General features: G+C 64.3%; 26 protein-coding genes and 1 pseudogene. 14 read left to right on the top strand and 13 right to left on the bottom strand.

Annotation, left to right across the window (positions count from 1 at the left end):
• The first annotated feature begins 34 nt into the window (after window positions 1–34).
• From ACSMXN_RS07235 to ACSMXN_RS07250, 4 genes are all read left to right on the top strand, one after another.
• On the top strand, window positions 35–994 hold the full coding sequence (locus ACSMXN_RS07235) for a VWA domain-containing protein (protein WP_022914036.1): 960 nt from the start codon (window positions 35–37) through the stop codon (window positions 992–994).
• Window positions 994–2,127, top strand: a complete 1,134-nt coding sequence (locus ACSMXN_RS07240; protein ID WP_022914035.1) for a VWA domain-containing protein — start codon at window positions 994–996, stop codon at window positions 2,125–2,127. The genes ACSMXN_RS07235 and ACSMXN_RS07240 overlap by 1 nt, the downstream gene beginning before the upstream one ends.
• Before the next feature lie 98 nt (window positions 2,128–2,225).
• Entirely contained in the window at window positions 2,226–3,851 is a 1,626-nt protein-coding gene (locus ACSMXN_RS07245) for a helix-turn-helix transcriptional regulator (protein WP_035944123.1), read from the top strand.
• A gap of 90 nt (window positions 3,852–3,941) precedes the next feature.
• Window positions 3,942–5,063, top strand: a complete 1,122-nt coding sequence (locus ACSMXN_RS07250; protein ID WP_022914033.1) for a flavin-containing monooxygenase — start codon at window positions 3,942–3,944, stop codon at window positions 5,061–5,063.
• A 39-nt stretch (window positions 5,064–5,102) separates the two neighbouring features.
• On the opposite strand, the gene ACSMXN_RS07255 is transcribed toward ACSMXN_RS07250, so the two are convergent.
• The 4 genes from ACSMXN_RS07255 to ACSMXN_RS07270 all read right to left on the bottom strand — a co-directional run bounded on the left by ACSMXN_RS07255 (window position 5,103) and on the right by ACSMXN_RS07270 (window position 7,527).
• Window positions 5,103–5,795, bottom strand: coding sequence for a hypothetical protein (locus ACSMXN_RS07255; RefSeq protein WP_022914032.1), 693 nt, complete (start codon window positions 5,793–5,795; stop codon window positions 5,103–5,105).
• A complete protein-coding gene (locus tag ACSMXN_RS07260) occupies window positions 5,792–6,688 on the bottom strand; it encodes an ABC transporter ATP-binding protein (protein ID WP_022914031.1) in 897 nt (298 codons plus the stop codon). The genes ACSMXN_RS07255 and ACSMXN_RS07260 overlap by 4 nt, the downstream gene beginning before the upstream one ends.
• Entirely contained in the window at window positions 6,685–7,074 is a 390-nt protein-coding gene (locus tag ACSMXN_RS07265; RefSeq protein ID WP_022914030.1) for a GntR family transcriptional regulator, read from the bottom strand. The genes ACSMXN_RS07260 and ACSMXN_RS07265 overlap by 4 nt, the downstream gene beginning before the upstream one ends.
• A gap of 120 nt (window positions 7,075–7,194) precedes the next feature.
• Entirely contained in the window at window positions 7,195–7,527 is a 333-nt protein-coding gene (locus ACSMXN_RS07270) for a hypothetical protein (RefSeq protein WP_022914029.1), read from the bottom strand.
• A gap of 102 nt (window positions 7,528–7,629) precedes the next feature.
• Between ACSMXN_RS07270 and ACSMXN_RS07275 the strand changes: the two genes are divergently transcribed.
• Both ACSMXN_RS07275 and ACSMXN_RS07280 read left to right on the top strand, forming a co-directional pair.
• A complete protein-coding gene (locus ACSMXN_RS07275; protein WP_155958432.1) occupies window positions 7,630–7,956 on the top strand; it encodes a hypothetical protein in 327 nt (108 codons plus the stop codon).
• A 190-nt stretch (window positions 7,957–8,146) separates the two neighbouring features.
• Window positions 8,147–9,055, top strand: a complete 909-nt coding sequence (locus ACSMXN_RS07280; RefSeq protein WP_051148933.1) for an LLM class flavin-dependent oxidoreductase — start codon at window positions 8,147–8,149, stop codon at window positions 9,053–9,055.
• An 84-nt stretch (window positions 9,056–9,139) separates the two neighbouring features.
• On the opposite strand, the gene ACSMXN_RS07285 is transcribed toward ACSMXN_RS07280, so the two are convergent.
• From ACSMXN_RS07285 to ACSMXN_RS07310, 6 genes are all read right to left on the bottom strand, one after another.
• Complete coding sequence (locus tag ACSMXN_RS07285; RefSeq protein WP_022914026.1) at window positions 9,140–9,493, bottom strand: hypothetical protein; 354 nt, start codon at window positions 9,491–9,493, stop codon at window positions 9,140–9,142.
• A gap of 336 nt (window positions 9,494–9,829) precedes the next feature.
• Window positions 9,830–10,195, bottom strand: coding sequence for a hypothetical protein (locus ACSMXN_RS07290; RefSeq protein WP_155958431.1), 366 nt, complete (start codon window positions 10,193–10,195; stop codon window positions 9,830–9,832).
• Window positions 10,196–10,357: 162 nt separating this feature from the next.
• Window positions 10,358–10,861, bottom strand: coding sequence for a hypothetical protein (locus tag ACSMXN_RS07295; protein WP_155958430.1), 504 nt, complete (start codon window positions 10,859–10,861; stop codon window positions 10,358–10,360).
• Window positions 10,862–10,981: 120 nt separating this feature from the next.
• Window positions 10,982–11,218: a hypothetical protein gene (locus tag ACSMXN_RS07300; protein ID WP_022914023.1), complete on the bottom strand. Its 237-nt coding sequence runs from the start codon at window positions 11,216–11,218 to the stop codon at window positions 10,982–10,984.
• A gap of 62 nt (window positions 11,219–11,280) precedes the next feature.
• Window positions 11,281–12,192 (bottom strand): tyrosine-type recombinase/integrase, encoded by a 912-nt coding sequence (locus ACSMXN_RS07305; RefSeq protein WP_022914022.1) that lies wholly within the window; start codon window positions 12,190–12,192, stop codon window positions 11,281–11,283.
• A gap of 244 nt (window positions 12,193–12,436) precedes the next feature.
• Window positions 12,437–13,384, bottom strand: a complete 948-nt coding sequence (locus ACSMXN_RS07310; protein WP_455407719.1) for a DUF1214 domain-containing protein — start codon at window positions 13,382–13,384, stop codon at window positions 12,437–12,439.
• Window positions 13,385–13,531: 147 nt separating this feature from the next.
• Between ACSMXN_RS07310 and ACSMXN_RS07315 the strand changes: the two genes are divergently transcribed.
• The 4 genes from ACSMXN_RS07315 to ACSMXN_RS07330 all read left to right on the top strand — a co-directional run bounded on the left by ACSMXN_RS07315 (window position 13,532) and on the right by ACSMXN_RS07330 (window position 15,924).
• The gene (locus ACSMXN_RS07315) at window positions 13,532–13,750 is read left to right on the top strand and encodes a hypothetical protein (protein WP_455407616.1); all 219 of its coding nucleotides are present in this window, start codon (window positions 13,532–13,534) and stop codon (window positions 13,748–13,750) included.
• 82 nt (window positions 13,751–13,832) lie between these two features.
• Window positions 13,833–14,192, top strand: coding sequence for an Imm8 family immunity protein (locus ACSMXN_RS07320; RefSeq protein WP_455407720.1), 360 nt, complete (start codon window positions 13,833–13,835; stop codon window positions 14,190–14,192).
• Window positions 14,193–14,718: 526 nt separating this feature from the next.
• The gene (locus ACSMXN_RS07325; protein ID WP_455407721.1) at window positions 14,719–15,543 is read left to right on the top strand and encodes a hypothetical protein; all 825 of its coding nucleotides are present in this window, start codon (window positions 14,719–14,721) and stop codon (window positions 15,541–15,543) included.
• Window positions 15,544–15,696: 153 nt separating this feature from the next.
• A complete protein-coding gene (locus ACSMXN_RS07330) occupies window positions 15,697–15,924 on the top strand; it encodes a hypothetical protein (RefSeq protein ID WP_022915653.1) in 228 nt (75 codons plus the stop codon).
• Window positions 15,925–15,984: 60 nt separating this feature from the next.
• Here ACSMXN_RS07330 and ACSMXN_RS07335 read toward each other — a convergent pair whose 3' ends face one another.
• Window positions 15,985–16,266 carry a hypothetical protein gene (locus ACSMXN_RS07335; RefSeq protein ID WP_022915654.1) on the bottom strand — a complete coding sequence of 94 codons (282 nt, stop codon included), beginning with the start codon at window positions 16,264–16,266 and terminating at the stop codon, window positions 15,985–15,987.
• Window positions 16,267–16,394: 128 nt separating this feature from the next.
• Here ACSMXN_RS07335 and ACSMXN_RS07340 point away from each other — a divergent pair, with 128 nt between their 5' ends.
• From ACSMXN_RS07340 to ACSMXN_RS07350, 3 genes are all read left to right on the top strand, one after another.
• Window positions 16,395–16,745, top strand: coding sequence for a hypothetical protein (locus ACSMXN_RS07340; protein ID WP_022915655.1), 351 nt, complete (start codon window positions 16,395–16,397; stop codon window positions 16,743–16,745).
• 166 nt (window positions 16,746–16,911) lie between these two features.
• Entirely contained in the window at window positions 16,912–17,160 is a 249-nt protein-coding gene (locus ACSMXN_RS07345; protein ID WP_022915656.1) for a hypothetical protein, read from the top strand.
• A gap of 136 nt (window positions 17,161–17,296) precedes the next feature.
• A complete protein-coding gene (locus tag ACSMXN_RS07350) occupies window positions 17,297–17,434 on the top strand; it encodes a hypothetical protein (protein WP_022915657.1) in 138 nt (45 codons plus the stop codon).
• Between the two features lie 203 nt (window positions 17,435–17,637).
• Here ACSMXN_RS07350 and ACSMXN_RS07355 read toward each other — a convergent pair whose 3' ends face one another.
• Together ACSMXN_RS07355 and ACSMXN_RS07360 are read right to left on the bottom strand one after the other, a co-directional pair.
• Window positions 17,638–19,071 carry a DUF1254 domain-containing protein gene (locus ACSMXN_RS07355; protein WP_022915659.1) on the bottom strand — a complete coding sequence of 478 codons (1,434 nt, stop codon included), beginning with the start codon at window positions 19,069–19,071 and terminating at the stop codon, window positions 17,638–17,640.
• Between the two features lie 207 nt (window positions 19,072–19,278).
• On the bottom strand, window positions 19,279–20,793 hold the full coding sequence (locus tag ACSMXN_RS07360; protein ID WP_022915660.1) for an alpha/beta fold hydrolase: 1,515 nt from the start codon (window positions 20,791–20,793) through the stop codon (window positions 19,279–19,281).
• On the opposite strand from ACSMXN_RS07360, the pseudogene ACSMXN_RS07365 reads away from it, so the two are divergent.
• Window positions 20,744–20,902: pseudogene (locus ACSMXN_RS07365) on the top strand (signal protein PDZ); the annotation flags it as partial. The gene ACSMXN_RS07360 and the pseudogene ACSMXN_RS07365 sit on opposite strands and share 50 nt — an antisense overlap.
• Window positions 20,903–20,953: the final 51 nt, after the last annotated feature.

Below are 20,953 nucleotides of genomic sequence, written 5' to 3' on the forward strand. Positions count from 1 at the left end.
GGGCGGCGGCCATGAGTACCCGCGGGCGGCGGCCATGAGTATTGCGTCGCCCTGGTGGCTCGTCCTCGGTGCGTTGGTCGTGGCCGTGCTGATCGCAGGCACCGTCGTGTCTTCCCGCCGTCGGCGAACGGCCCTGTCGGCTGCAGGCGTGGCCGCTGACACCCGCCGGGCTCGGTTGGCGCTCGGGCTGTGGCTCAGCATCGCCGGCGTCGGTGTGCTCGCGGTGGCCATGGCCGGTCCGGCGGCGTCGGTCCCGGTGTCGCGCGCCGCGGGCACCGTGATCATCGCGATGGACGTGTCGAACAGCATGTCCGCCACCGACGTCGCTCCGAGCCGGCTGGAGGCCGCCAAGAAGGCAGCGGCCGCTTTCGTCCAGGCCCAGCCGAGCAGCGTCGACATCGGCGTCGTGGCCTTCCAGAGCGGTGCACTGACCACCAACCAACCCAGCGCCGACCACGCCCAAGCCGCAGCCGCGATCGATCGCCTGAAAGTGTCAGGCGGTACCTCGCTGGCGTCCGCCATCCTCACCTCGCTGTCCGCCATCACGGGTAAGCCGGTCGCGATCGGTAAGGACGGCACCGTGCCTGACTTGGGCTATTGGGGTTCGGCGACGATCGTGTTGTTCTCCGACGGCGGGGACGAAGGCAATGGGGATGCCACCGTGGCGGCGGCAACGGCAGCGCAAACCGCCGGTGTGCACATCGAGACCGTGGGCGTCGGGACCACGGCCGGGACGACGGTCGAGGTCGACGGCTACCGAATCCAGACCGCGCTGGACGAAGACACCCTGACACGCATTGCCAAAACGACTGGTGGCTCCTACCACCCGGCATCGGATACCTCGCAGCTGGACGGAATCGCCTCGAGCATCAATCTGCGGCTGACGACCCACCAGGAGCCGTTGCCGCTGGCCGGAGCGTTCAGCGGGTTCGCGATCGTCCTGCTGGCCGGCGGCGCGATCCTCACCGTCCTGCGTACGGGAAGGATCGTCTGATGTCGCTCGAATGGCCGTGGGCATTGCTGTCGCTGGCCGCGATTCCGCTCGTCCTCGGCGTCGCCTGGTGGTCGCGACGGCGACGGCGGCGTTCGGCCGTGCGGGTGACCTCGGCGGTGTTGGTGCGCAGTGCGCTGCCCGGGCGGACACTGTGGCGCCGCCGCATTCCGACCGCGCTGCTCGTTCTCGGTCTCGTCGTGCTCGGTGTCGGCGCGGCCCGTCCGCAGAAGACCGAGGCCGTTTCGACCAGCTCGACGACCGTCATGCTCGCTCTCGACGTCTCCGGATCGATGTGCTCGACGGATGTATCGCCGAACCGGCTGGTGGCCGCGCAGAAGGCCGCGAGCGACTTCATTCGGCAACAGCCGCACGGCACGCGTATGGGGTTGGTCGCGTTCGCCGCCGTTGCCGCTGAGCTTGTGCCGCCCACCACTGATACCAGCAAGCTGCTGGATGCGATGAAGAATCTGACGACTTCGCGCGGCACCGCCATCGGCGAGGCGATCCTGACCTCGATCGATTCGATCGCCGAGATCGACCCGTCGGTAGCTCCGACCGGCGCGAAGGTTGCCGCCGACCCGGGGTCGGGGTACGCGGCGGCCACCATTGTCGTCCTGACGGACGGGGCCAATACCCAAGGCGTTGAACCGGCGACCGCGGCGCAGCAGGCTGCCGCCCGCCGGATACGGGTGTACACGATCGGCTTCGGTACCACCACGCCCTCGCCAATGATCTGCGACAGCTCGCAGATCGCCAGTGGCGGTTTCGGCGGGGGTTTCGGAGGCGGCGTTGGTGGCGGTTTCGGGGGTCGTGAAGGGCGCAATCCGCTGATCATCGATGAGAATGCGCTGCGACAGGTGGCCGCCACCACCGGCGGGCACTACTACCGGGCGGTGGACGCCGGCCAGTTGCAGGGCGCGCTGAAGGATTTGCCCAGTACCGTAACGGTCGCCCACAAACGTGTCGATATCGCCGACACATTCGCCGGTATCGGAGCGCTGCTCGTTGTGCTCGCGATCGGGTTATCGCTGTGGTGGAACCGGGTTCGCGGCGTGCCGGCCGCAGGCCAGTCGACTGCGCCGACCACGCCGACCACGACGACCACGCCGACCACGCGGGCGTCGCCGCGCTAGCGAGATCTGGCTTCGGCCCAGACTTCTCGGGCAATCGTGCGATCGCGGCGACACGATTGGCTGCCAACGCGGTTGCGGTAAGGGGCGATACTTACCGTGTGGACAAGCTAGAGCTGGCAGGCGATGCCTATGCTCGGCACGACTGGCGTGAGGCCTACGAGCATTTGACTGCCGCCGATGTTGATCAGTCGCTGGGCTCGCAACAGCTCGAGCAGCTCGCCGTCGCTGCGCACTGCATCGGCAGGTCGGATGAGTCCACTGAGGCTTGGGGGCGCGCTCACACCGCCTATCTCGATATCGGCGATGTCGAGAATGCGGCGCTGGCCGCGGCGTGGTGCTCTTTCGTGCTGCTCACCCGAGGGGAGGTCGCGCTCGGTAGCGGATGGTTGACCCGCGCCCAGGCCCTTTGCGATCAATATGATCTGGACTCTGCGGCCCGCTGGTTCATTCTTGGCCAGCTGGCGGCGGGCCGGATGTTCGCCGGAGATTACGCGGCAGCGGCCGACATGTTCGAAGAGTCCCAGCGACAGGCAGACCGCCTGCGCGACGTCAACGGTATGACGTTGAGCCGAATGGGCCGTGCCCAATGCCTGATCCAGCTAGGGCGAGCTCGTGAAGGTTTGCTGCTGTTCGACGAGGTGATGGTCGCGGTCAGCAACGACGCTGTGTCGCCGCTGGTCTCCGGTCTCGCATACTGCGCCGCAATCGAGTCGTGTCAGCAAGTCCTCGAGGTGCGCCGCGCGCAGGAATGGACGGCTGCACTGACCCGCTGGTGTGACGGTCAGCCTGGCCTGATCCCATACCGCGGCAACTGCCTGGTGCATCGCGCCGAGATATTGACGTTGCACGGTGCCTGGCCGGAGGCTCACGACGAAGCCGAGCGCGCCCGCAACTGGCTGGCCGCAGATCCAGGACCGGCGGTCGGCAATGCTCATTACCGGCTGGGCGAGTTGTACCGGTTGCGTGGCCAGTACGCCGAGGCGGAGTCCGCGTACAAGCAGGCCAGCACGTACGGCCGCGAGACCCAACCGGGGCTCGGCCTTTTGCGACTCGCACAGGGGCATGCCGGATCGGCGACGGCCGCCATCCGTCGTGCGCTAGACGAGACGACGGATTTGGTCGCGCGCGCACGTCTGCTCGGCCCATTGGTCGAGGTCGCCCTCGCCACCGACCAGGTGCTGACCGCGCGCACGGCCGCCGACGAACTTGCCACCATCGCGGCGCAGATCGATGTGCCGCTGATGCATGCTGATTCGCGTTTTGCCGATGGCGCGGTGACGTTGGCCGAGGGTGACGCGCGGGCGGCTTTGACCTGCCTTCGTTCAGCCTGGATGTATTGGCAAGAGCTCGACGCGCCGTTCCATGGCGCGCGGGTCCGGGTCCTGATCGGCGAGGCGTGCCGCGCGCTCGGAGACGAGGACACTGCCGAGATGGAATTCGACGCCGCGCGGTGGATCTTTCAGGAACTGGGCGCCGAACCCGACCTCGCGCGGGTGATGAGGTTGTCGATGCGGCCGGCAGCAACGACATCGGGCGGCCTTTCGCCGCGTGAGATCGAGGTGCTGCGCCTTGTCGCTGCCGGCAAGTCGAACCGCTTGATCGCCGATGAGCTATTCCTCAGCGAGAAAACCGTGCATCGGCATGTGAGCAATATTTTCAGCAAGCTCGACGTCGGATCCCGTTCGGCGGCGACGGCCTTTGCTTTCCAGCACGACCTGGTCTGATCGCGAATGGGTATTTCTTCGGATGCCCGCGCGCCCGGGTAGCTTCTAACGTCCTCACCAACGCACGAACACCAATGGGGAGGATTAGAAATGGACAACACCGAATACTTCGAGACGGTCATCATCGGGGGAGGCCAGGCGGGCCTTGTCGCCGCCTACGAATTGAATCAGCGTGGCCGCGACTTCGTCGTCCTCGATGCGCAGCCTCGCGTCGGCGACGCCTGGCGCAACCGCTGGGACTCGCTGCGACTGTTCACGCCAGGGCGTGACTGCGGGCTACCCGGACTTCGCTTCACCGCGCAACGAGGCATGGCGCCGAACAAGGACGAGATGGCCGATTATCTGGAGGCATATGTCGCACACCACCAGCTACCGGTGCGAAACAACGTCAGCGTGACTGGGCTGAGCAAGTCGGGTGATCGGTTCGTGATCGCCACGACGGGCGGCGACCTCACCGCGACGAATGTCATCGTCGCAACCGGTTCCTATCGGGACCCGAAGGTGCCGTCCTTCGCTGATCAGCTCGACAAGCACATCGTTCAGCTGCATTCGGCGGCGTATCGCAATCCATCCCAGCTGCAGCCCGGCGGGGTGCTCTTGGTCGGTGGCGGTAACTCCGGTGCGGATATCAGTCTCGACGTTGCGCCGACGCATCCGACCTGGTTGGCCGGTCCCGCGGTTCCGCATCTTCCGGCCGACATCGACAAGTGGTTCCCACGGACGTTTGTGGCCCGTGCCGTGCGGTTCGTGCAGCGTGATGTGCTGTCACTGCGCACGCCGGTGGGCCGCCGGGCTGCGCCAAAGCTGCGCGGCAAGGCAACGCCGTTGATCCGGGTCAAGCCGAAGTGGCTGACTCGTGCTGGCGTGCAGCGAGTCGGTCGGGTCGTCGGCATCCATGACGGTTTGCCGCAGCTCGACGACGGTCAGGTTCTCGACGTCACCAACGTGATCTGGTGCACCGGTTACCGGCACGACTTCCCGTGGATCGATCTCGGCCCAGCGCTCGATGAGCACGGCTCGCCCGTGCACGCGCGTGGCGTTTCGTCCGAGGTGGCCGGGCTGTACTTCATCGGCCTCGAATTCCAATACGCCCTGGCGTCGGCTTCGCTGTGGGGTGTGGCGCGTGATGCGGCGTACGTCGTGAAGCACCTGGACCGTCACTCGACGACCCAACCCGCCATCGAACCGGCGATCGCCGCGACAGCGGCCTGATCGCTCAGATCCCCTTCTCGCAACTGCTGTTTCCAGCCCTCAGACGGTGATCCGTCGCATGGTGGTGAAGCCGCCTGCGAGGAGCGCGACTGTGATCGCGGCGAGCACGGCGGTCAGCCCTGCGGCGCTGAGTTCGGTGAAGAAGTGGCCGACGTCGTGCCAGCCGTGGGCCCAGGTCGCCGCGAGCGCCGCGATGAGCAGCACCGTGATCTGGGCGGCGAGGAAGCTCGCGAGGCCAACGAGGTTCCAACGGCGGTAGACCAGACCGAACCACATGCCGTAGACGAACAGCAGCGTGAGAGCGACGAAGGCCGTCGGCCAGGTGAGATACCAACGCCCGTCGAGGATGTAGGGGACTCGGAAGAAGCCCATCGACAGACCCCAGCCGCCGGTAGCTCGCTCGATCGCCTGGCCCACCGTGACCACCGACGCCACGATTGCGGCGAAGGCGGCGGCGAGCAGTGCCGTCCCGAGGTAGTAGGAGCGGCGGCTTAGACCGAGGGCGAGCCCGAAGGGTAGGGATCGGGCGACACTCTGCGTGCCGAGGACGAACGCGATGACGAAGATCGAGGCCAAGCCGCCGACATAACGATGAGAGCTGTCGCCGGCCGGCGTGAGCGCCAAGATGACCACGTCGACGCCGAACACGAATGCCAAGATCGCCCACGGCAGGATGAAGTAATTGAAGCGCTGGACGAGGTGGTAGCGGGCCACGTTGATGTAGGTGCTCATGCGTTCGCCTTCTCCGGGAGCTCGCCGCCGACCGGGCCGGCGGCGTGGATCATTACTTGTTGCAGGGACAGGGATTCCAGATTGAGATGCAGTTCCCGGGCTCGTACCCAGTCGACGTCTTCGAGAACGCCGGCGACGACAACCGATTCCTGCGAAGCAATCCGCCGTCGGTCCCAGGTGAGGCGCCCGGCAACGAATTGCTCCACCGCGGCGACGGGGCCACTCACTGTTGTCGCGCTGCCACGAACTTCGTCGGCACTGGCGTCCAGCACGATTCGGCCGTGGTCGATCATCACCACCTGCTCCAGCAGATCGGCGACCTCATCGATCAGATGGGTGGACAAGATAATGGTGGACGGATGATCGGCGTAGCTGCTGAGCAGCCGGTCGTAAAAAAGCTGCCGGGCGACCGCGTCCAGTCCCGCATAGGGTTCGTCGAACAGCGTGATTTCGGCTTGTGCTGCCAGGCCAATCACGATGCCGAGCGCCGAGCGCATGCCTCGAGAGAGTTTCTTGATCGCTCGGTTGGTCGGCAGCTCGAAGTCGTGCAGCAGCGTGTCAGCTAGGTCGGCGTTCCAGTTGGGGTGGAACCACGACGCTGCTCGCAGTGCGTGATGCACTTTGAAATCGGGAAAATCCTGGTCTTCACGCACCAGCACCATCCGACGCAGAATCGCATCGTTTTCAACCGGTGAGGCGCCGAGAACCTGGACGGATCCGGCCGAGGCGAACTCCTGATTGGCGATGATGCGCATCAGCGTGCTCTTGCCAGCGCCGTTGCGGCCTAGCAGACCCGTGATGCACGGGCCGTTGATATCGACCGTCACGTCATCAAGCGCGAGGTGGTCGCGGTATCGGCGGGTCAGGCCGGTCACCGAGATCATCGGCGTCATATCTTGAGACCTCCCTGTACATGTTCTTGTAGATGTTCAGATTCCCGGACCATCGAGATCAGCGCGTCCGCGTCGATTCCGAGCCGGGTGGCTTCGAGGACCATCGGCTCGACGTAGCGCTTGGCGAAACGCTGGCGCCGCACCTCGATCAGCCGCGCCCGGGCACCGACGGCGACGAACATCCCGATACCGCGGCGCTTTTCCACCAGCCCGTCGTCAGTGAGCACGCTGATGCCCTTGGCCGCCGTCGCCGGGTTGATCCGGTAGAACGCAGCGAGCTCGTTGGTGGAGGGCACCTGGTCACCTTCTGCAAGAGTGCCTTCGGCGATCTCGTCGGCCAGCCGCTCAGCGATCTGGGAAAAGATCGGCGCTCCATCGTCAAGCACGAAACGCCTCCCGAAAGGTTTGGCCGGTTCGATCCGGTCAACTGGTTCATTACTTGACTAATGTACCAGCGAAGCGCGGAAGGTTCAACAATCGCTCATTGGCGTTCGTGGCGGCCCCTTTCAAAGCTGCAGGATCGAGGCCGCCATGAGGTATGCCGCGGACGCACCCTCGGGGTCGTGCAGATCTCCCGGAGTATCCAACGTTGCCTGGGATCGGGCTCGAACCGCGGCGCCTGGGTCCCTAGCAACGAGATCGACGCACAGACCCGCGACAACGGCGCTCGTATCGTGTTCGTCCAGGCCATCAAGGGCGAGGCCGTTGTGGAGCATGGTGGCTGCCTCGAGGAATACCTCGCGAGCCATCTCGAGGTCGACCTCAGGCCGTGCGCGGGCCACCGCCTCTGCGGTCGCCAGAAATTCATCGAACGGTGTGCCTGCCGTGCTGGATGACATAGCGCGAGGGTCTCAGCGCAGGCACGTCCCGGCAACCGAATATGTCGCGTTCGTTTGCCCGCGACGGCCCCGCCACCAACAGCAGGAAGGTAATCTCCGCTGATGACGAGTCGAGCGGACGGGCGTGGCCAGTTTGCTCGGCGTCGTCGATGGTTCTTCATGGTCGCGGTGGCGGCGTTGGTCGCCGCTCTGGTCATTTCCTCCATAGTCGGTTGGCACTTGCTTTCCGGCGGACCTTCAGAACACCACAATCCGTCATTTCGCTACGGCGAGGCCGTCATGCGCGATGAGCTGTACGGCAGCGGGCGCGGCGACCCAGAGGCCGTGTGTCGTTCAGCGATGGCGCATCCGGTTGGTCCTCCGGCGAATTTTGACCAAACCGAGGCGATCGCAGGCTGCAAGTACCAGGAGTATCTCTGGGACAACTAGCACAATTCAGAAACGCCATAATCGCAAACGGGAACAAGCTCCAGGGTGAGGCGGTAACCAGTGGCCCGGTGCCCAACGACCGGGCTACTGTCTGATGCGTCATCGCCAAGTCTTGGGTTGCGGCCCGCGGTTATGATTTCGCGAGGTTTAGGGGGGATTCGCTATCGAATTCGGGGCTCATCTGCCGTTGATGGACTTCGGGGGCCATCCGTACACCCTTGCTCATCTGACCGCCTACACCAGGACCGCGGCCCAACTCGGCTTCGGCACCCTGGCGGTAAACGATCACATGGTTTTCGCCGTGCCCTGGCTTGATGGGCCGGTCGCGCTTGCCGCGGTGATGGACCAATCAGAGAAGATGACGCTTGCCACGACGGTCTCGCTCGCGGTAGTGCGTGGGCCGGTACCGGTCGCCAAGACGTTGGGCGCGATCGATCGTCTTTCGGGTGGGCGGCTGCTCGTGGCCCTAGGTCCGGGTTCCTCGTCCGAGGACTACGCGGCCGTTGGTCTCGACTTCTCCGAACGATGGCAACGGTTCGACGAGGCGATCGGGGCCCTCCGCGCGCTGTGGCGGCCTGGCGGTGAGCCGTTCGCCGGCCGCTTCTACTCGACCGAGGGCCTATCCCTGGAACCTCCGCCGGCACAGCCGAACGGACCACCTATCTGGGTGGGAAGCTGGGGCTCAGCCGCGGGGCTGCGTCGCGTGGCCCGTCTTGCCGACGGCTGGCTGGCATCGGCCTACAACACGACGCCGCAGCTCTTCGGCGAAGCGTGGCGAGCGCTTCGCCTGACGCTCGCAGATCACGGTAAAGCTCCCGATACGTTCCCGAACGCCCTTGCAACGATGTGGTATTACATCACCGACGATCGCAGCGAGGCCGACCGGATCCTCAAAGAACGGGTAGTTCCCACCGTGCACCGACCCGAGGAGATGCTCCGCGAGCGCCTTCCGATCGGCCCGCCTGAACTCTTTGCCGAGAAGCTAGACGCGTTCGCGAAAGCGGGTGTGCAACGTGTCTTCATCTGGCCGGTTGCTAACGAGCTGCAGCAGCTCGAGCGGTTCTGGAACGACGTGCGACCGCTCATCGCCGCCACGTAGACCGAACCCGAGGCGGAATCTCGTTGCGTCGAAAGGGAATGACGCTGGCGCGCGCTGACATTCGCGCGTACGTGCGGACATCCATTAGTTCCATTGCCGAAACACGATGCAAACCGTGGATGCGTCGAGCAGAGCAAACTCGCGCGGCCCCCAGGGCTGCAGTTTGGGCTGCCGAAGATTGGGATGGAGGAGATCGGGTCTGCGTGCGGCGATATCTGCGTAGTCGGCGTCAAGCGTGTCCGTTTCGATCGCCAGCTCAGGCCGATCCTGCGCGGCGCGCGTGGCGTCGGCCACGAGATACACCTTGATCTGATCGCGTCCGGCCACCACGAGGTCGCCTTCCTGGTGCAGCACCTGCATGCCTATGCCATCGACGAACAGATCCAACCCGACGCTCAGATCGGTATAGAACACCTGTGGGATCAGTGCAGTGAGCATGACGCCAGACTGCCAGAAACCGGCCCGGACGTTTCAGCCGCGTGCGCCAACGGGCTTCCTCGGTTCGCGGACTTCGACGGAGCCCCAGATTGCTGGTCCGCTGTTGGCAAGGGTGCGGCCGGTCGATGTAGGCCAGCCTGGGCGTCAAGCTCCCAAGCAATGACGCCAACCAGTTGCTCTAATACGTCGCGATCGACTGGCTGGTCCACGCGTCCTCCCTGCCCCGCTCGATCCTCCACGACGATCCTTGCACAGGCTCGACCATCGTTTTCGCACATCGGCCTGTCTGGACGTTGGCCGGATACTGGACGGACGCTGCTCTTGAGAGGATCAGACCTACGCGGCGGTGGCTCTTCCGCGGCTCGCGGCGTCCGTCAAGATGGCGCCGGCGACAATTCCTAATGTCAGGCCGAAACCCAGAACGCTAAGTCTCGCCTCGCCAAATGGCAGCAGCAACAGCAGCGCAGTCGCCAGGACGCCCACCGCGGGACCGCAGAGGCGATCGACGAGATCTTGTTGCCAGAACGCGACCCAGGCCAGTCCGATGACGGCGCCAGCGAGGACGGCCAACGCGACACCGACCCGGTCAGAAACATGAAGCTGCGCTGGCTGTGTCCTGAACGCATAACCAACGATGAACCCTGCCACCAGGGCGTCACGGAAAACCCGAACCCACCACGAGCGGGAACCAAATCGCGGCATAACGCGCACTAGCCTCGTGTCTAACACAGCATCCCCCAGGATGGAATCGTCGGCGACAGTGTTGCACGATGGCAGCGGATGGACAGAATCACCGGGCGCCGTGCGCACACATCGGCAGTTCGCGCACTGGCAGTCGCATGAGCGGACGGTCGGGGCATACTTCTACGCCGACCGCGCCTGTTCACTAGCAATGTCCGCAACTGTGGACTTCACTTCGGGACCCAGGCGCCTCATGGTCGCCGTGGCCCGCTCCGGCGTCTCTAGCAAGCTCGCGACTGCAACCACCGACCCCACTGTTATCGCCACTTGCTTGACGTCGCCTTCGTTGTCCAAGAGGCCGAACGCCAAGGTGAGGATCTTAGTGAGCAACAGGTCGTCATACGAGACGATCGTTCGCCAGTGTGGCCAAACTCGTGCCACCAAGCCGGGGATCTCCTCGATGGATGGAAGGTGACCGAGTTGGTCCTCAACCGTCATGTGAAGCGTGACCAACGCAGCAGCCGCCACGTAGGCCTCGTTCATCGGCTCCCGTGCGTTCCATCGCGTCATGGCTGTCTTGAACGGGTTCGGGCTGACGTTCGCGGCTGCGACGACGGTGTCGGTCAGCATGTCCCACTCCCGCGCAAGGAACCCGCTGTCGCGACGCCACGGCCATGAGAAGGACACCTCGCCAGTATGTCAGCGTGCCGGCGGCCTGCCGGGGCATCCTCTATTCGACAGATCACTGCGTCGGAAACGATCACGTCAGCGGCATGAGCGTGTACTGATGCGGAGGTCACCGGATGCCTATTCAAGGCCGTTCTCGGCGTAACTCCGCCGATCCCACTCGTGCTCCGTCGTGTACTCGCCCCAGCCCATGTGGGCGTAGTACAGCGTCATGGCCTCGAAGTAGCTGGCTGCCTCGACAGTCCAAACGATGCGCGCGGTGGGGCCGAGCATGCTACGTGCACCATCGCCGCCCGGCCCCGCCGTACAGAATGTTGGGCCGTCCTCGCCCTCTCCATCCCATAGCTCGTGAAGCACGCCACCGAGACTAGACGTCTGTCCAGGCGGCGCGCGCTCATCGGCAGATGAGTGCGTGATCGTCAGGTTCCGGAGGACATGTAGGCGGCGAGGATGTAGTTGGGGTGGCGGTCGAGGTTGGTTCGGGCACGGTCGTAACGCATGGTCGTTCGGGGGTCGGCGTGGCGGGCTGCGATCTGGGTGTCGCGCAGGTCGACGCCAGCGTCGAGCATGGTGGTGACGAAGGTGTGGCGCAGCATGTGTGGGTGCATGCGTGCGATCCGGACCCCGGCGCTGGCCTGGAGATGACGTAGCCGGCGGGTGGCGGCGTGGCGGTCCATCCGGGTGCCGTGCCGGTTGAGCAGGATCGGGCCGGTTGTCCGTTCGGCGATGGCGCGGTCGACAGCTCGGCCGACGGCCGGGGGTAGCGGCACGAGGACGATCTTTCCGCCTTTGCCCAGCACGCGCAGCACCCGATGGCCGTGCTCTTCGCCCAGGTCGGCGATGTCCAAGCCAGTCGTTTCGAAGATCCGCAGTCCGAGCAGACCCAGCAGACAGACCAACGCGAAATCGAATTGATTGCCTGACCGGCGGGCGGCGCTCAGCATCGCTTCGAACTGCAGATGGCTCAGCCCGAGGGTCGGTGACTGTGCGGGCACATTCGGGCGGCGGACGTATTCGGCCGGTGAATGTGGCAGCACCCCGTCGATGACGCAGGTTCGGTAAAATCCGGCGACCACCGCCATCCGGCGCGACACGGTGCTTGCTGCGAAGCGTCGCTGTTCCTGCATCCACCGCACGTACAGCTCGATGTGCGGCCGGGTTGCTGTCAGCGGGTCAAGCCCATGCTCGGAGCACCAGTTCAGGTAGCACCGCAGATCGGACTCGGTGTGCGTCCGCGACTGGCCCTTGTAGCGCGCCAAGTAGGCGGCAAGCGCGAGCCGCAGCCCATCGAACCGGACCGGTGGAAGCACCTCAGTGCTGAAAGCCGTCATACCCGCTAAGCATTCACCACCACGCCGGACCACACCCATGAAACGACCTCATCTGCCGAATAGCGGATGACGGCACTGGTGTCATATGGCATGCTCGATCCGGCAGCAGGGTCGAGCGCGCGGTAATGGGCGGGACCCCGAGGTGCGTTCTGGGCCGTCAGCCCTGCCGTCCCAACATCCGGTCATGCCGCTGACCTGATCGTTTCCGACGCACTGATCTGCCGATGTGCGGATGTTCGGAGCCTCAAGGGGCGGGATCAAGCTCCGGGAAGGTCCAGGACGAGTTGAGGATCTCGGGACGTGGTTTGTACATCCGGACCGTGTAGTTCCAGCCGTCTTCGAGGGGTAGCGGGTTCACGTCGCGGCTGTTGCCCCCGAAGGTGACCGTGATCGAGCCATCCGGGTTCTTGGTCCCCGAGACGCTGTTGACGCTGTAGGCGTCGAGGTCGTTCTTGTGCAGGAACCCATCCGCGCCGTAGACCGTGATGGACCAGAACGCGTCGACGGGGACGTCCTTCGCGGTGATGGTGTATCTCCCGACCGGGAGTTTCGGTTCGTGGCTCTCGTAGAACGCCTCCTGTTCGGGCAGGCCGCCCCAACCCGCAGCGGTTCCGAGTAGGTGGGTGTGCGGCTCGACGTCGTCCTTCTTGCCAAACATGCCGTGAGTGCCATGGAAGCCTTGCGACGCCTCGGCCAGGACGGACGTCCGGATGGCGGTGAACGACTCCTCGTCGTAGTCGGGAAGCGTCAAGGGCTCGCTAGCAATGGCCTTAAGGACGAAGCCGTCCTGAATCTCGTGGACCTGGCCGACGTCGTAGGGATCCGTCGCGTCAACCAGCACCCGAGCGGCCAGCAGCACATACGGGGTGTCGAACTCGCCAACAGTCAAGGAGTGCTCGCCCGGCTCGGCAAAGACACGGTTGATGTAGTGGTCTTGGTTGACGACCATCACCGTCAGATACCGGCCCCCCGCGTCAGGGACAGTCACCGCCGCGCCGTCGGAGATATTCACCACCGCGAAGCTGTACAAGGTGTCGCGGTTCATCCGGATGACGGTCTGCTCATCGAGCGATGCCGGCTCCCGATTGTGCTTCCAGCGGTTCAGCCCGCCAGCCTGCGCCTGGATGCCAACGAGCATCCGGTTCGTCTCGGCCCGCACGAAGTTGTCCATGTTGACGAGTTCACCAGTCACGGTGCCAATCTTGAGCCCATGACAGCCGGGTCCCGTCATCCCACCAGGGTGAACGACATCCGGTCATGCCGCTGACGTGATCGTTTCCGACGCACTGATCTACCGATGAGCGCGACATAGCGACTGTCGTCCCGGCAAGATGAGGGGGTGCCAACTGCGAGCGAAGCGCCGCCCTGCAAGCGTTGTGGGCGGCCGGTCAGGGTCAACGCGGACCGATACGACGTGTTCGAGGGGATGCACTACGTCTGCTTTCACTACGAGTTCGAGCACGACCCGGCCGATCCCGACGAAGAGTGCAACGCAGGCGGCTGCCCGTCCTTCAAACTCGACGCACCGCCGCGCCAGTTGAGAACTGACGCGACGTAGCCCGAAACGTCCGGTCGTGCCGCGTTGTGCTCGCTTGATGTCCGGACATGTCCATGCACGCGGACAACAGTAGGTTGGTCAGATGCGCGCGGAGGTCACATATTTCGAGTGGCCAGACCTCGAACCTGGAGGCCTGGCGGCGGCCGACAGGATGTCGACCGTCATGGTCTTCGCCGCCGGGCCAATCGGAGTGCCAAGCCCCGAGACCTTCCAGGTGACGGTTTGCACGCCAGACGGCCTCGCCGCCCTCGTTGAACGAGACAGTGTGGTCATCGGCCGTCACTTCCTGTTCGCGGCGGCCATCCAAGTCGATCAAATTGAGGAGTTCGTTCGAGACCGACTCCGACGCCTCGACGGAGACAGTTGGACCGAACTAGCCGAGAAAATCGCCCGCATTGGCTACTGGGAGTTCGAGGACTACACCGAGTATCGGAAGCGCTAGCAACGCGCGCTCATGACGCGATGAGTAGGGGCGGGGGGTTACCCTTTGCCCCGTCGTTCCAGTAGAGCGCTTCGTAACTGGGGCTTAGTCCGTGCAGATTTCGTCGTTTGGGGAATCGAAATCGCCGATGCACGCTTGATTGGTGGAGTGCCCGGGATGCGGCAGGGCTTTTGAACAACAACGGGGAGTCGGCAGGCCCCGTCGATGGTGCTCGGACCAATGCCGACGGTACGCATCAAAGTCCGCCTGGCTGGCGCGGAATCAGAAGGACGAGTACCTGACCATCGACGAATTGGAGGCCTGGTTGAACAGCGCCGTGGACTGGTGAGATAGACCCACTCGGCGGCAGGCGCGTGCACGCGAAGCGGCACGCAACCCGGCATGTCCGGTCGAGTTGGTGTGCAACAGGTTGGCGTTAATCACTCGACGAGGCGGCTGGTTTGATCGCGATCAGCTTCGGGCTCGGCGGCACAATTCGACAGAGGTCGTAACGCGGGTACGCGCTCAACTGGCAGAATGTCGGCAAGTGGAGATCCTTCTGCTCAAGTTGTTCTGCGCTCCTGCGCTCGTGGTTGCGGCAACGGTGGCTGGTCGCCGCTGGGGCGCGAGCGTCACCGGCCTCTTGGTCTCGTTGCCCATAGTTGCGGGGCCGATCCTGTTCGTCACCTATCTCCAGCACGGCTCGGCCTTTGCGTCGCGAGCGGCTGGGGCATCGCTGCTCGGGTTGGTCTCGCTGGCCTTGTTCGCGGCCGCTTTCGCATGGTCGTCGCGGCGGCTTGGCTGGCTGCCGACGGTGGCAACTTGCTGGCTGGCAACCCTTTGTGCTGACTTCGGCCTGTCGAGGTTGCACGTCACTGCCGCGCTCGCTCTCGTCTTGACTGTCATAGCGACCCTCGTCGCGCTGGGGTCGATGCCACGTTCTGCGGTTGCCATTGATCCGCTGGCCGCACCTCGGTGGGCTTGGTGGGACCTACCAGGACGAGCTGTCGCCACAGGTTTGCTGGTCCTGACCATCACCTCCGCCGCAGGCACTCTTGGCCCGGACCTGACCGGCGTGCTGGCACCATTCCCGATCGCTACCAGCGTGGTGGCTGCCTTCGTGCTTGCCCAACGAGGTGCGACGACGGCCGCGGCGACCTTGTCGGGAGCGCTCACCGGGCTGTTCGGTTTCGCCGCCTTCTTCTTTTGCGTTGCGATGCTGGTTAACCCGCTGGGCGGCGCCGCGTTCGTCGTGGCTCTCGGCGCCACCGTTGCCGTTCAAGTGCTCGCTGCGCATGCACGCAGATGGCAACAGCGAGCAAAGCCTGAAACACGCGTGGGACCAGTAACGACCCGTGTGCCCGACCAGTAGTCGTCGCCGACGGCCAATCCCGATTCAAGCAAGAACCCAAGGTGGTTACGGAGCCTCACGTGATCATCGACAACGACCGCATCTCGGCAGATGAGTGCGTCGGAACGATCACGTCAGCGGCATGTGAGTGCGTTATGCGGCACGATACGGTCCATGACCTCGGTCCCACAGACAACGATCAGCATTTGGCGAGCTGACGCGGTTGTCCTATTCGATTGGCTCATGACGGTCGACCTCAACGCCGTCCCGATCACACACCCTGCCGAGAAACAGGCCCTTGCGGATCTGCTGTCCCGGCTAGAGGAGTCGGACGTTGCTGACGTTGACCAAGACGAAATCGACGCGAGTCGTAAAGCGGTTGCGCGTGATATGGGTTGGTAAATCAGTATCCTCGGCTCGGAACGACCGCGCACCATCGGCGGCAGATGAGTGCGTTCGTGATCAATATCCGGTCGCTGGCTTCCCCTCGAAGGCGAGCGCCACGTCGCGCCAAACAGCTTCGAGCATTTCCGTTGCATCGGTCGACACGGCGAGCGAGCCACGGCTATTCTCGTCCGTCGCTTCACGCCAAGCAGCATGCTCGGCCCCATTCCAGACACGCGCCTTCTCGGCTAGCTCCGCAGCCCGCAGCCGAAGATCCGCCCAATCTCTCTGATCACGGATCGCCTGCAAGAACTCGCGTTCGGCAGCCTCATAGTCCTCGTGCACCGCGTCGGTGGTCATGCGAGCAATTTAGCTGCGTGATTGCCACTCCGAGTGCTCAATGCACACGCACATCGGCAGATGAGTGCGTCGCAAACGATCACGTCTGCGGCAGATGCGGATGTTGGAGATCTGGAAGGATCTGGCTCGTGGAACCCACCGACTTGGTGCTCGTTGAGCTTTCCGATCAAGAACGGTTCATGCTTCGTGCCGCGCTGCTTGAGTGGGGCGGACCCGCGAAGCCGACAGAGCAACTCGCCCTCGCAATGGGATTCCAAGGCTTGGAAGGCCTGAGCCGCGACGTCATGACGTTGCGAGAGGCGTTGAAGGAAGGCGTGCCGCTGAGCCGGGAGGACTGGCAACGGGTCCTCCTCGCGACCGAGATTGTGTTTGCCAGCGATGTCGTTGGCTCTGGGCTTGACTGGCCGATCACCACCGGCGTGCCCGATGCCGAAGCGATAGCACTGCTGCGAGCAATGCAGCGCAAGATGCCGCGCTGACGATCCAGCTACCAGTTCTCCATCGTTGACGGCAAGGCCGAAATCAGGGATTCCGAGCGCAAGTAGCTGTCTCGATGCCGACGACCGGATCTCGGGAGTGGCGGACGTCTCGACGCGGCACTGTCGGCGGCATGAGCGGACGGTCTGAGTCATTCATAATCGAACCGTGGACGAGATCCGGTTCGAGGGCCGATCCGAGGTGGAGGAGGTGCGCAGACGACTGCGCCTATCTCGCCTAGTCCCGGGCGTTGGGTCCACTACGGCCATCGTCGAGGAGCGGTCTGTGTCCCAGATCGTGATCTCTTTGTCTCCGCCTGACCCTGGTTTGGCGTCTCAGATAGAGGCGCTGTTCCCTGACATCGCGGTCGTGGTTCGGCAAGGTATCTGGCAACGCTCGCTCGCGCCAGATCAGTAGTCGCCCCCGTCAACCGGCACCTCAGGTCATGCGGACGGCAACAGTTCCTCAGATCGGCATGACAGTACGAATGGAAACGTGCCTCAACGCGGCCTGAGCGGATAGTCGTCGGACGGCAGCGTGCGAGGATGCGAGCGTGAATCAGTCAGACTTCGACGAGATTTCCGGAGTCCTGCGCGGCTTGCTTATTCGGGTGAGCGACCGGACAACCGAACAAGCTTTGAGGCTTGTCAGCGACTTCATCGACGCTGGAGAACTCGGCCTTGCACTTTGAGTGGTTGGCCGACGATCTGAGTGATTCTGACCAGCCCTTGGCGGCGGATGAGCGCTCGGACATGGTTGTGCTGGTCCGCCGGATGGACATGGGGCTTCGCGTTGAGAACGCCCTTGCGGGCTGCCCTTCCCGATAGATCCGCATGAACGCACATCGGCAGATCAGTGTCTGGGAAACGATCACGTCAGCGGCGTGAGCGGATGTCAGCTGTGGGCGGTGGTGATGTCGCCGAGTTTCCAGGACCGGTCGAAGTAGGACTCCAGCGGGCCGTAGAAGCGGAAGTAGCTGAACCAGTGCTTGCCGGGGATGGTTTGGATCCAGTTGGACTCCTGTCCGGCTGCCGAGCCCGGTCCGAAGTAGAGGTCGACTGAGCCGTCGTCGTTGTGGCGCAGGTCTTGGTCGCGGGAGCCTCGGTCGCCGCGCAGCTGGTCGTTGTCGATCAGGCATCGGGTCCAGACGTCGTAGACGGTGAACGACCAGAACAGTTTGGCCGGTGGGTTCGCCGGGATGTGGATCGTGTAGTCGCGGCCGCCGTCGAGCCAGTTGCCGTCGGCGTCGGTGTAGCCGCCGAGGTAGGCCTGGCCCAGGCCCGGCGTTTGGCTCTTCATGGCCGCCGAGAAGCTCACGGCCTCGTAGAACCATGAGGCGCGTTCGAGCAGCTCGTCGTGGTGGGTCGCGCGTTGTGCTGGGTTGTCCAGGTCGATGGCGAGGAACCAATTGCGGTCGGGCCACCATCGGGCGTCGGTGAATCGTTTGGCGAAGGTGTTGGCCTGCGCCATCAGCTCACCTGCCGTGGCGCCCTGGGTCAGGATCGTCGTGAGGCGCTCGTCGGGGGCGAAGGGTTTGTCTTTCTCGATGCCCAGTTGCTTGAGCATGGCCAGGTAGAAGCGGTCGCGTTCGTCTACGATTTCGCGTTGGTAAATGTCGTGTAGCCGGACCCAGTACTCCAAGCCTCTCGGCTGGTCACCGGTCCAGGGTTTCCCGTCCGGGGAGACGATCCGGGTCCGGGTTGGGTTGTCGCGTTCGGCGTAGGGGTAGACCTTCACGGCATCGACGAGCGCCCGGGAGCGCTGCGGGTCAGGGTCCAGCGTGCGGAACCCGAACATGATGTTCATCCCGCTCGCTTGCTGCACGAAGTACCCGCTGTGGCCCTCCGGCGCGTCGTGCCCGGGTGGCACGATCAAGTGTTTACCGCCGTGGCCTTGGTCTGGGCCCATCTCACCTATGACGGCGAACTCGCGCTGCCAGAAATCTGACAGCCCGCCCGCGGTCGGGCCGGGTGGTAGCTCGATGACCAGCGGGCCGGTCTCGGCCAGATCGAAGAAATTCAGGATGTACGGGGTGGTTGCGTTGGCGGTGATCAGCCCGAGTCGGTCGCGGTAGCTGGAGTACAACACCAGGTCCGAACTTGTCGCGCCGAAGACGTCGTAATGCTGGGTCTTCCACTGCGCGTAGGACACCAACGGCAGCGCCCATAGGTAGGCCTGACACGCCAATTGGTAGTCCAGCTCGTCGAACACAATCCCAATGTCGTCCCGGACAGGCAACTCCCCATCCCAGCGCACCCCACTCAACCGAGGCGGCAATTCTGCGTCGCCGATCGACCGCGGTTTCTGAACCTCTTCGACTGACCTCATAGGTCGAGGATGTCCGGTAGCCGGGACGGCTCACCTCGTCCGACTAGGGTGAACATCGTCCGGAGATCGGCAGATCAGTGCGTCGGAAACGATCACGTCAGCGGCATAAGCGGATCGGTTTGGACTCGGGCCTAACGGATCCCTGCGTCGGAACTCGACCGCGGCGGATACCGATCTCGTGACGGTGTCTGAGCGCCCACGATCGAGCTAGTCGGCGGCTAACTCGTTGAAGAAGGCAGCGAGGTCGCGGCTGAGCAATTCGGGCTCCTCGACGGACGGGAAATGCCCGCCTCTCGGCATCGGGGTCCAGCGGCGGATTTCGTAGAGGCGCTCGGCCCATTCGCGCGGCGGAGTGCCATCGTCGATGAACTGGTGCGCGAAGACCGCTACGGCGGTTGGCACTGTGACCAGGTCGCTCGGGCGGAGTTCTGCGGCCAGCCACCGGTTGTCCACATACTCCCGCATCGAGGAGGTGATCGTCTGGGTGACCCAGTACAGCGTGACGATCGTGAGGAGGAAGTCGCGGGAGAACGTGGCTTCGATGTCGCCGCCGGAGTCAGACCATGCCCGCCACTTCTCCAGGATCCAGGCGGCCAGCCCGGCGGGTGAGTCATTCAGCCCGTAGCCGACCGTCTGCGGCCGGGTGGACTGGACCGTGCCGTAGCCGCGGTCATCCTCGCGCCAGCGGTCGTACTGCGCGCGGTAGGCGCATTCGGCGTCCGATAGCGGACGCGACCCGGGTCCGGTGTACGGGGCGAGGTCCAGGTTGGACAGGTGGATGCCGAGCAGGGGTTCCGGGTCGTCCAGCGCCATGAACGTCGTCACGGAAGAGCCCCAGTCGCTTCCGTGTGCGCCGTAGCGAGAGTAGCCGAGCCCCTGCATCAGCCGATGCCACAGCCGGGCTGTGTCCCGGCTAGTCACGCCGACTCGTGCCGGGCGCTCCGAGAAGCCGTATCCGGGCAGGGAGGGGATCACGACGTCGAAGGCCGGCCCGTCCAAGCCGTGGGCTGCTGGATCGGTCAGTGGTCCGACGAGTGGCAGGAACTCGGCGAAACAGCTCGGCCATCCGTTCGTCAGGATCAGCGGGATCCCGTCGCCGCTGCGTGCTCGCTCGTGCACGAAGTGGATACGGACGCCGTCGAGCTCAGCCCGGAAATGGTGGAAGGTGTTCAACGAGTCTTGCTGCGCTCGCCAGTCGAAGCCATCCGCCCAGTACGCGAGAAGCGCGCGGAGATACACGAGATCCGTGCCCTGCTTCCACGGTGCATCGGGCGACGCCTCGGGCCATCGGGTGGTTTCGATGCGGCGACGTAGGTCGGCAAGAGCCTCGTCGCTCACCTCGATGCTGAACGGCTCCGCCCGGAACTCTTCGGTCATCGTCCCAGCCTGCCAGAGCCGGTGCGCCCGCCTCGATAGAGTCAAAGTAGGCACCGATGGGCCGTCCGATTGATCCCGCAGAGCCACCAATACCGCGCAGTTCACTACGCGAGGTCCACGACGCCGTGGGCGACTGAGTTCGAGGATCAGGACCATGAACCGCACTTCTCGTCGAACTGTGGCCCGGGCAGCAACGTTCTCCAGGCCGAATTCGTGACGACCATCCGAACCGTGCTGCCCTCGGTTGTCCTCATCAGCGCCGGCACCTCCCTTGGCTCCGGTGTCGTGTTCGACGGGGCTGGCCAGCAGCGTCACGAATGGCATCATCTCGGCGACGGGTCGCATGGTCACCGAGCCGGCCTCGGCCGATTCGCTTGGAGCGACGCTGACCGATCGCCTGCAGACCAGCGCAGACATCAACCCGGGCAACAGCGGTGGCGCGTTGGTCAATCTGTGTTTGCGTGACCGAGAGAAATGAACTGACATCTCCAGAGAAGGAGAGCTC

The sequence above is a fragment of the Parajatrophihabitans canadensis genome (genome assembly GCF_053764775.1).

Excerpts from the sequence above, each read along its gene's own strand:
- ACSMXN_RS07240 (WP_022914035.1), top strand. The coding sequence starts at position 994 with ATGTCGCTCGAATGGCCGTGGGCATTGCTGTCGCTGGCCGCGATTCCG.
- ACSMXN_RS07255 (WP_022914032.1), bottom strand. The coding sequence starts at position 5,795 with ATGAGCACCTACATCAACGTGGCCCGCTACCACCTCGTCCAGCGCTTC.
- ACSMXN_RS07335 (WP_022915654.1), bottom strand. The coding sequence starts at position 16,266 with ATGACCACCGACGCGGTGCACGAGGACTATGAGGCTGCCGAACGCGAG.
- ACSMXN_RS07290 (WP_155958431.1), bottom strand. The coding sequence starts at position 10,195 with ATGCCGCGATTTGGTTCCCGCTCGTGGTGGGTTCGGGTTTTCCGTGAC.
- ACSMXN_RS07305 (WP_022914022.1), bottom strand. The coding sequence starts at position 12,192 with ATGACGGCTTTCAGCACTGAGGTGCTTCCACCGGTCCGGTTCGATGGG.
- ACSMXN_RS07235 (WP_022914036.1), top strand. The coding sequence starts at position 35 with ATGAGTATTGCGTCGCCCTGGTGGCTCGTCCTCGGTGCGTTGGTCGTG.
- ACSMXN_RS07275 (WP_155958432.1), top strand. The coding sequence starts at position 7,630 with ATGACGAGTCGAGCGGACGGGCGTGGCCAGTTTGCTCGGCGTCGTCGA.
- ACSMXN_RS07355 (WP_022915659.1), bottom strand. The coding sequence starts at position 19,071 with ATGAGGTCAGTCGAAGAGGTTCAGAAACCGCGGTCGATCGGCGACGCA.
- ACSMXN_RS07250 (WP_022914033.1), top strand. The coding sequence starts at position 3,942 with ATGGACAACACCGAATACTTCGAGACGGTCATCATCGGGGGAGGCCAG.
- ACSMXN_RS07260 (WP_022914031.1), bottom strand. The coding sequence starts at position 6,688 with ATGACGCCGATGATCTCGGTGACCGGCCTGACCCGCCGATACCGCGAC.
- ACSMXN_RS07330 (WP_022915653.1), top strand. The coding sequence starts at position 15,697 with ATGACCTCGGTCCCACAGACAACGATCAGCATTTGGCGAGCTGACGCG.
- ACSMXN_RS07270 (WP_022914029.1), bottom strand. The coding sequence starts at position 7,527 with ATGTCATCCAGCACGGCAGGCACACCGTTCGATGAATTTCTGGCGACC.
- ACSMXN_RS07320 (WP_455407720.1), top strand. The coding sequence starts at position 13,833 with ATGCGCGCGGAGGTCACATATTTCGAGTGGCCAGACCTCGAACCTGGA.
- ACSMXN_RS07280 (WP_051148933.1), top strand. The coding sequence starts at position 8,147 with ATGGACTTCGGGGGCCATCCGTACACCCTTGCTCATCTGACCGCCTAC.
- ACSMXN_RS07285 (WP_022914026.1), bottom strand. The coding sequence starts at position 9,493 with ATGCTCACTGCACTGATCCCACAGGTGTTCTATACCGATCTGAGCGTC.
- ACSMXN_RS07360 (WP_022915660.1), bottom strand. The coding sequence starts at position 20,793 with ATGCGACCCGTCGCCGAGATGATGCCATTCGTGACGCTGCTGGCCAGC.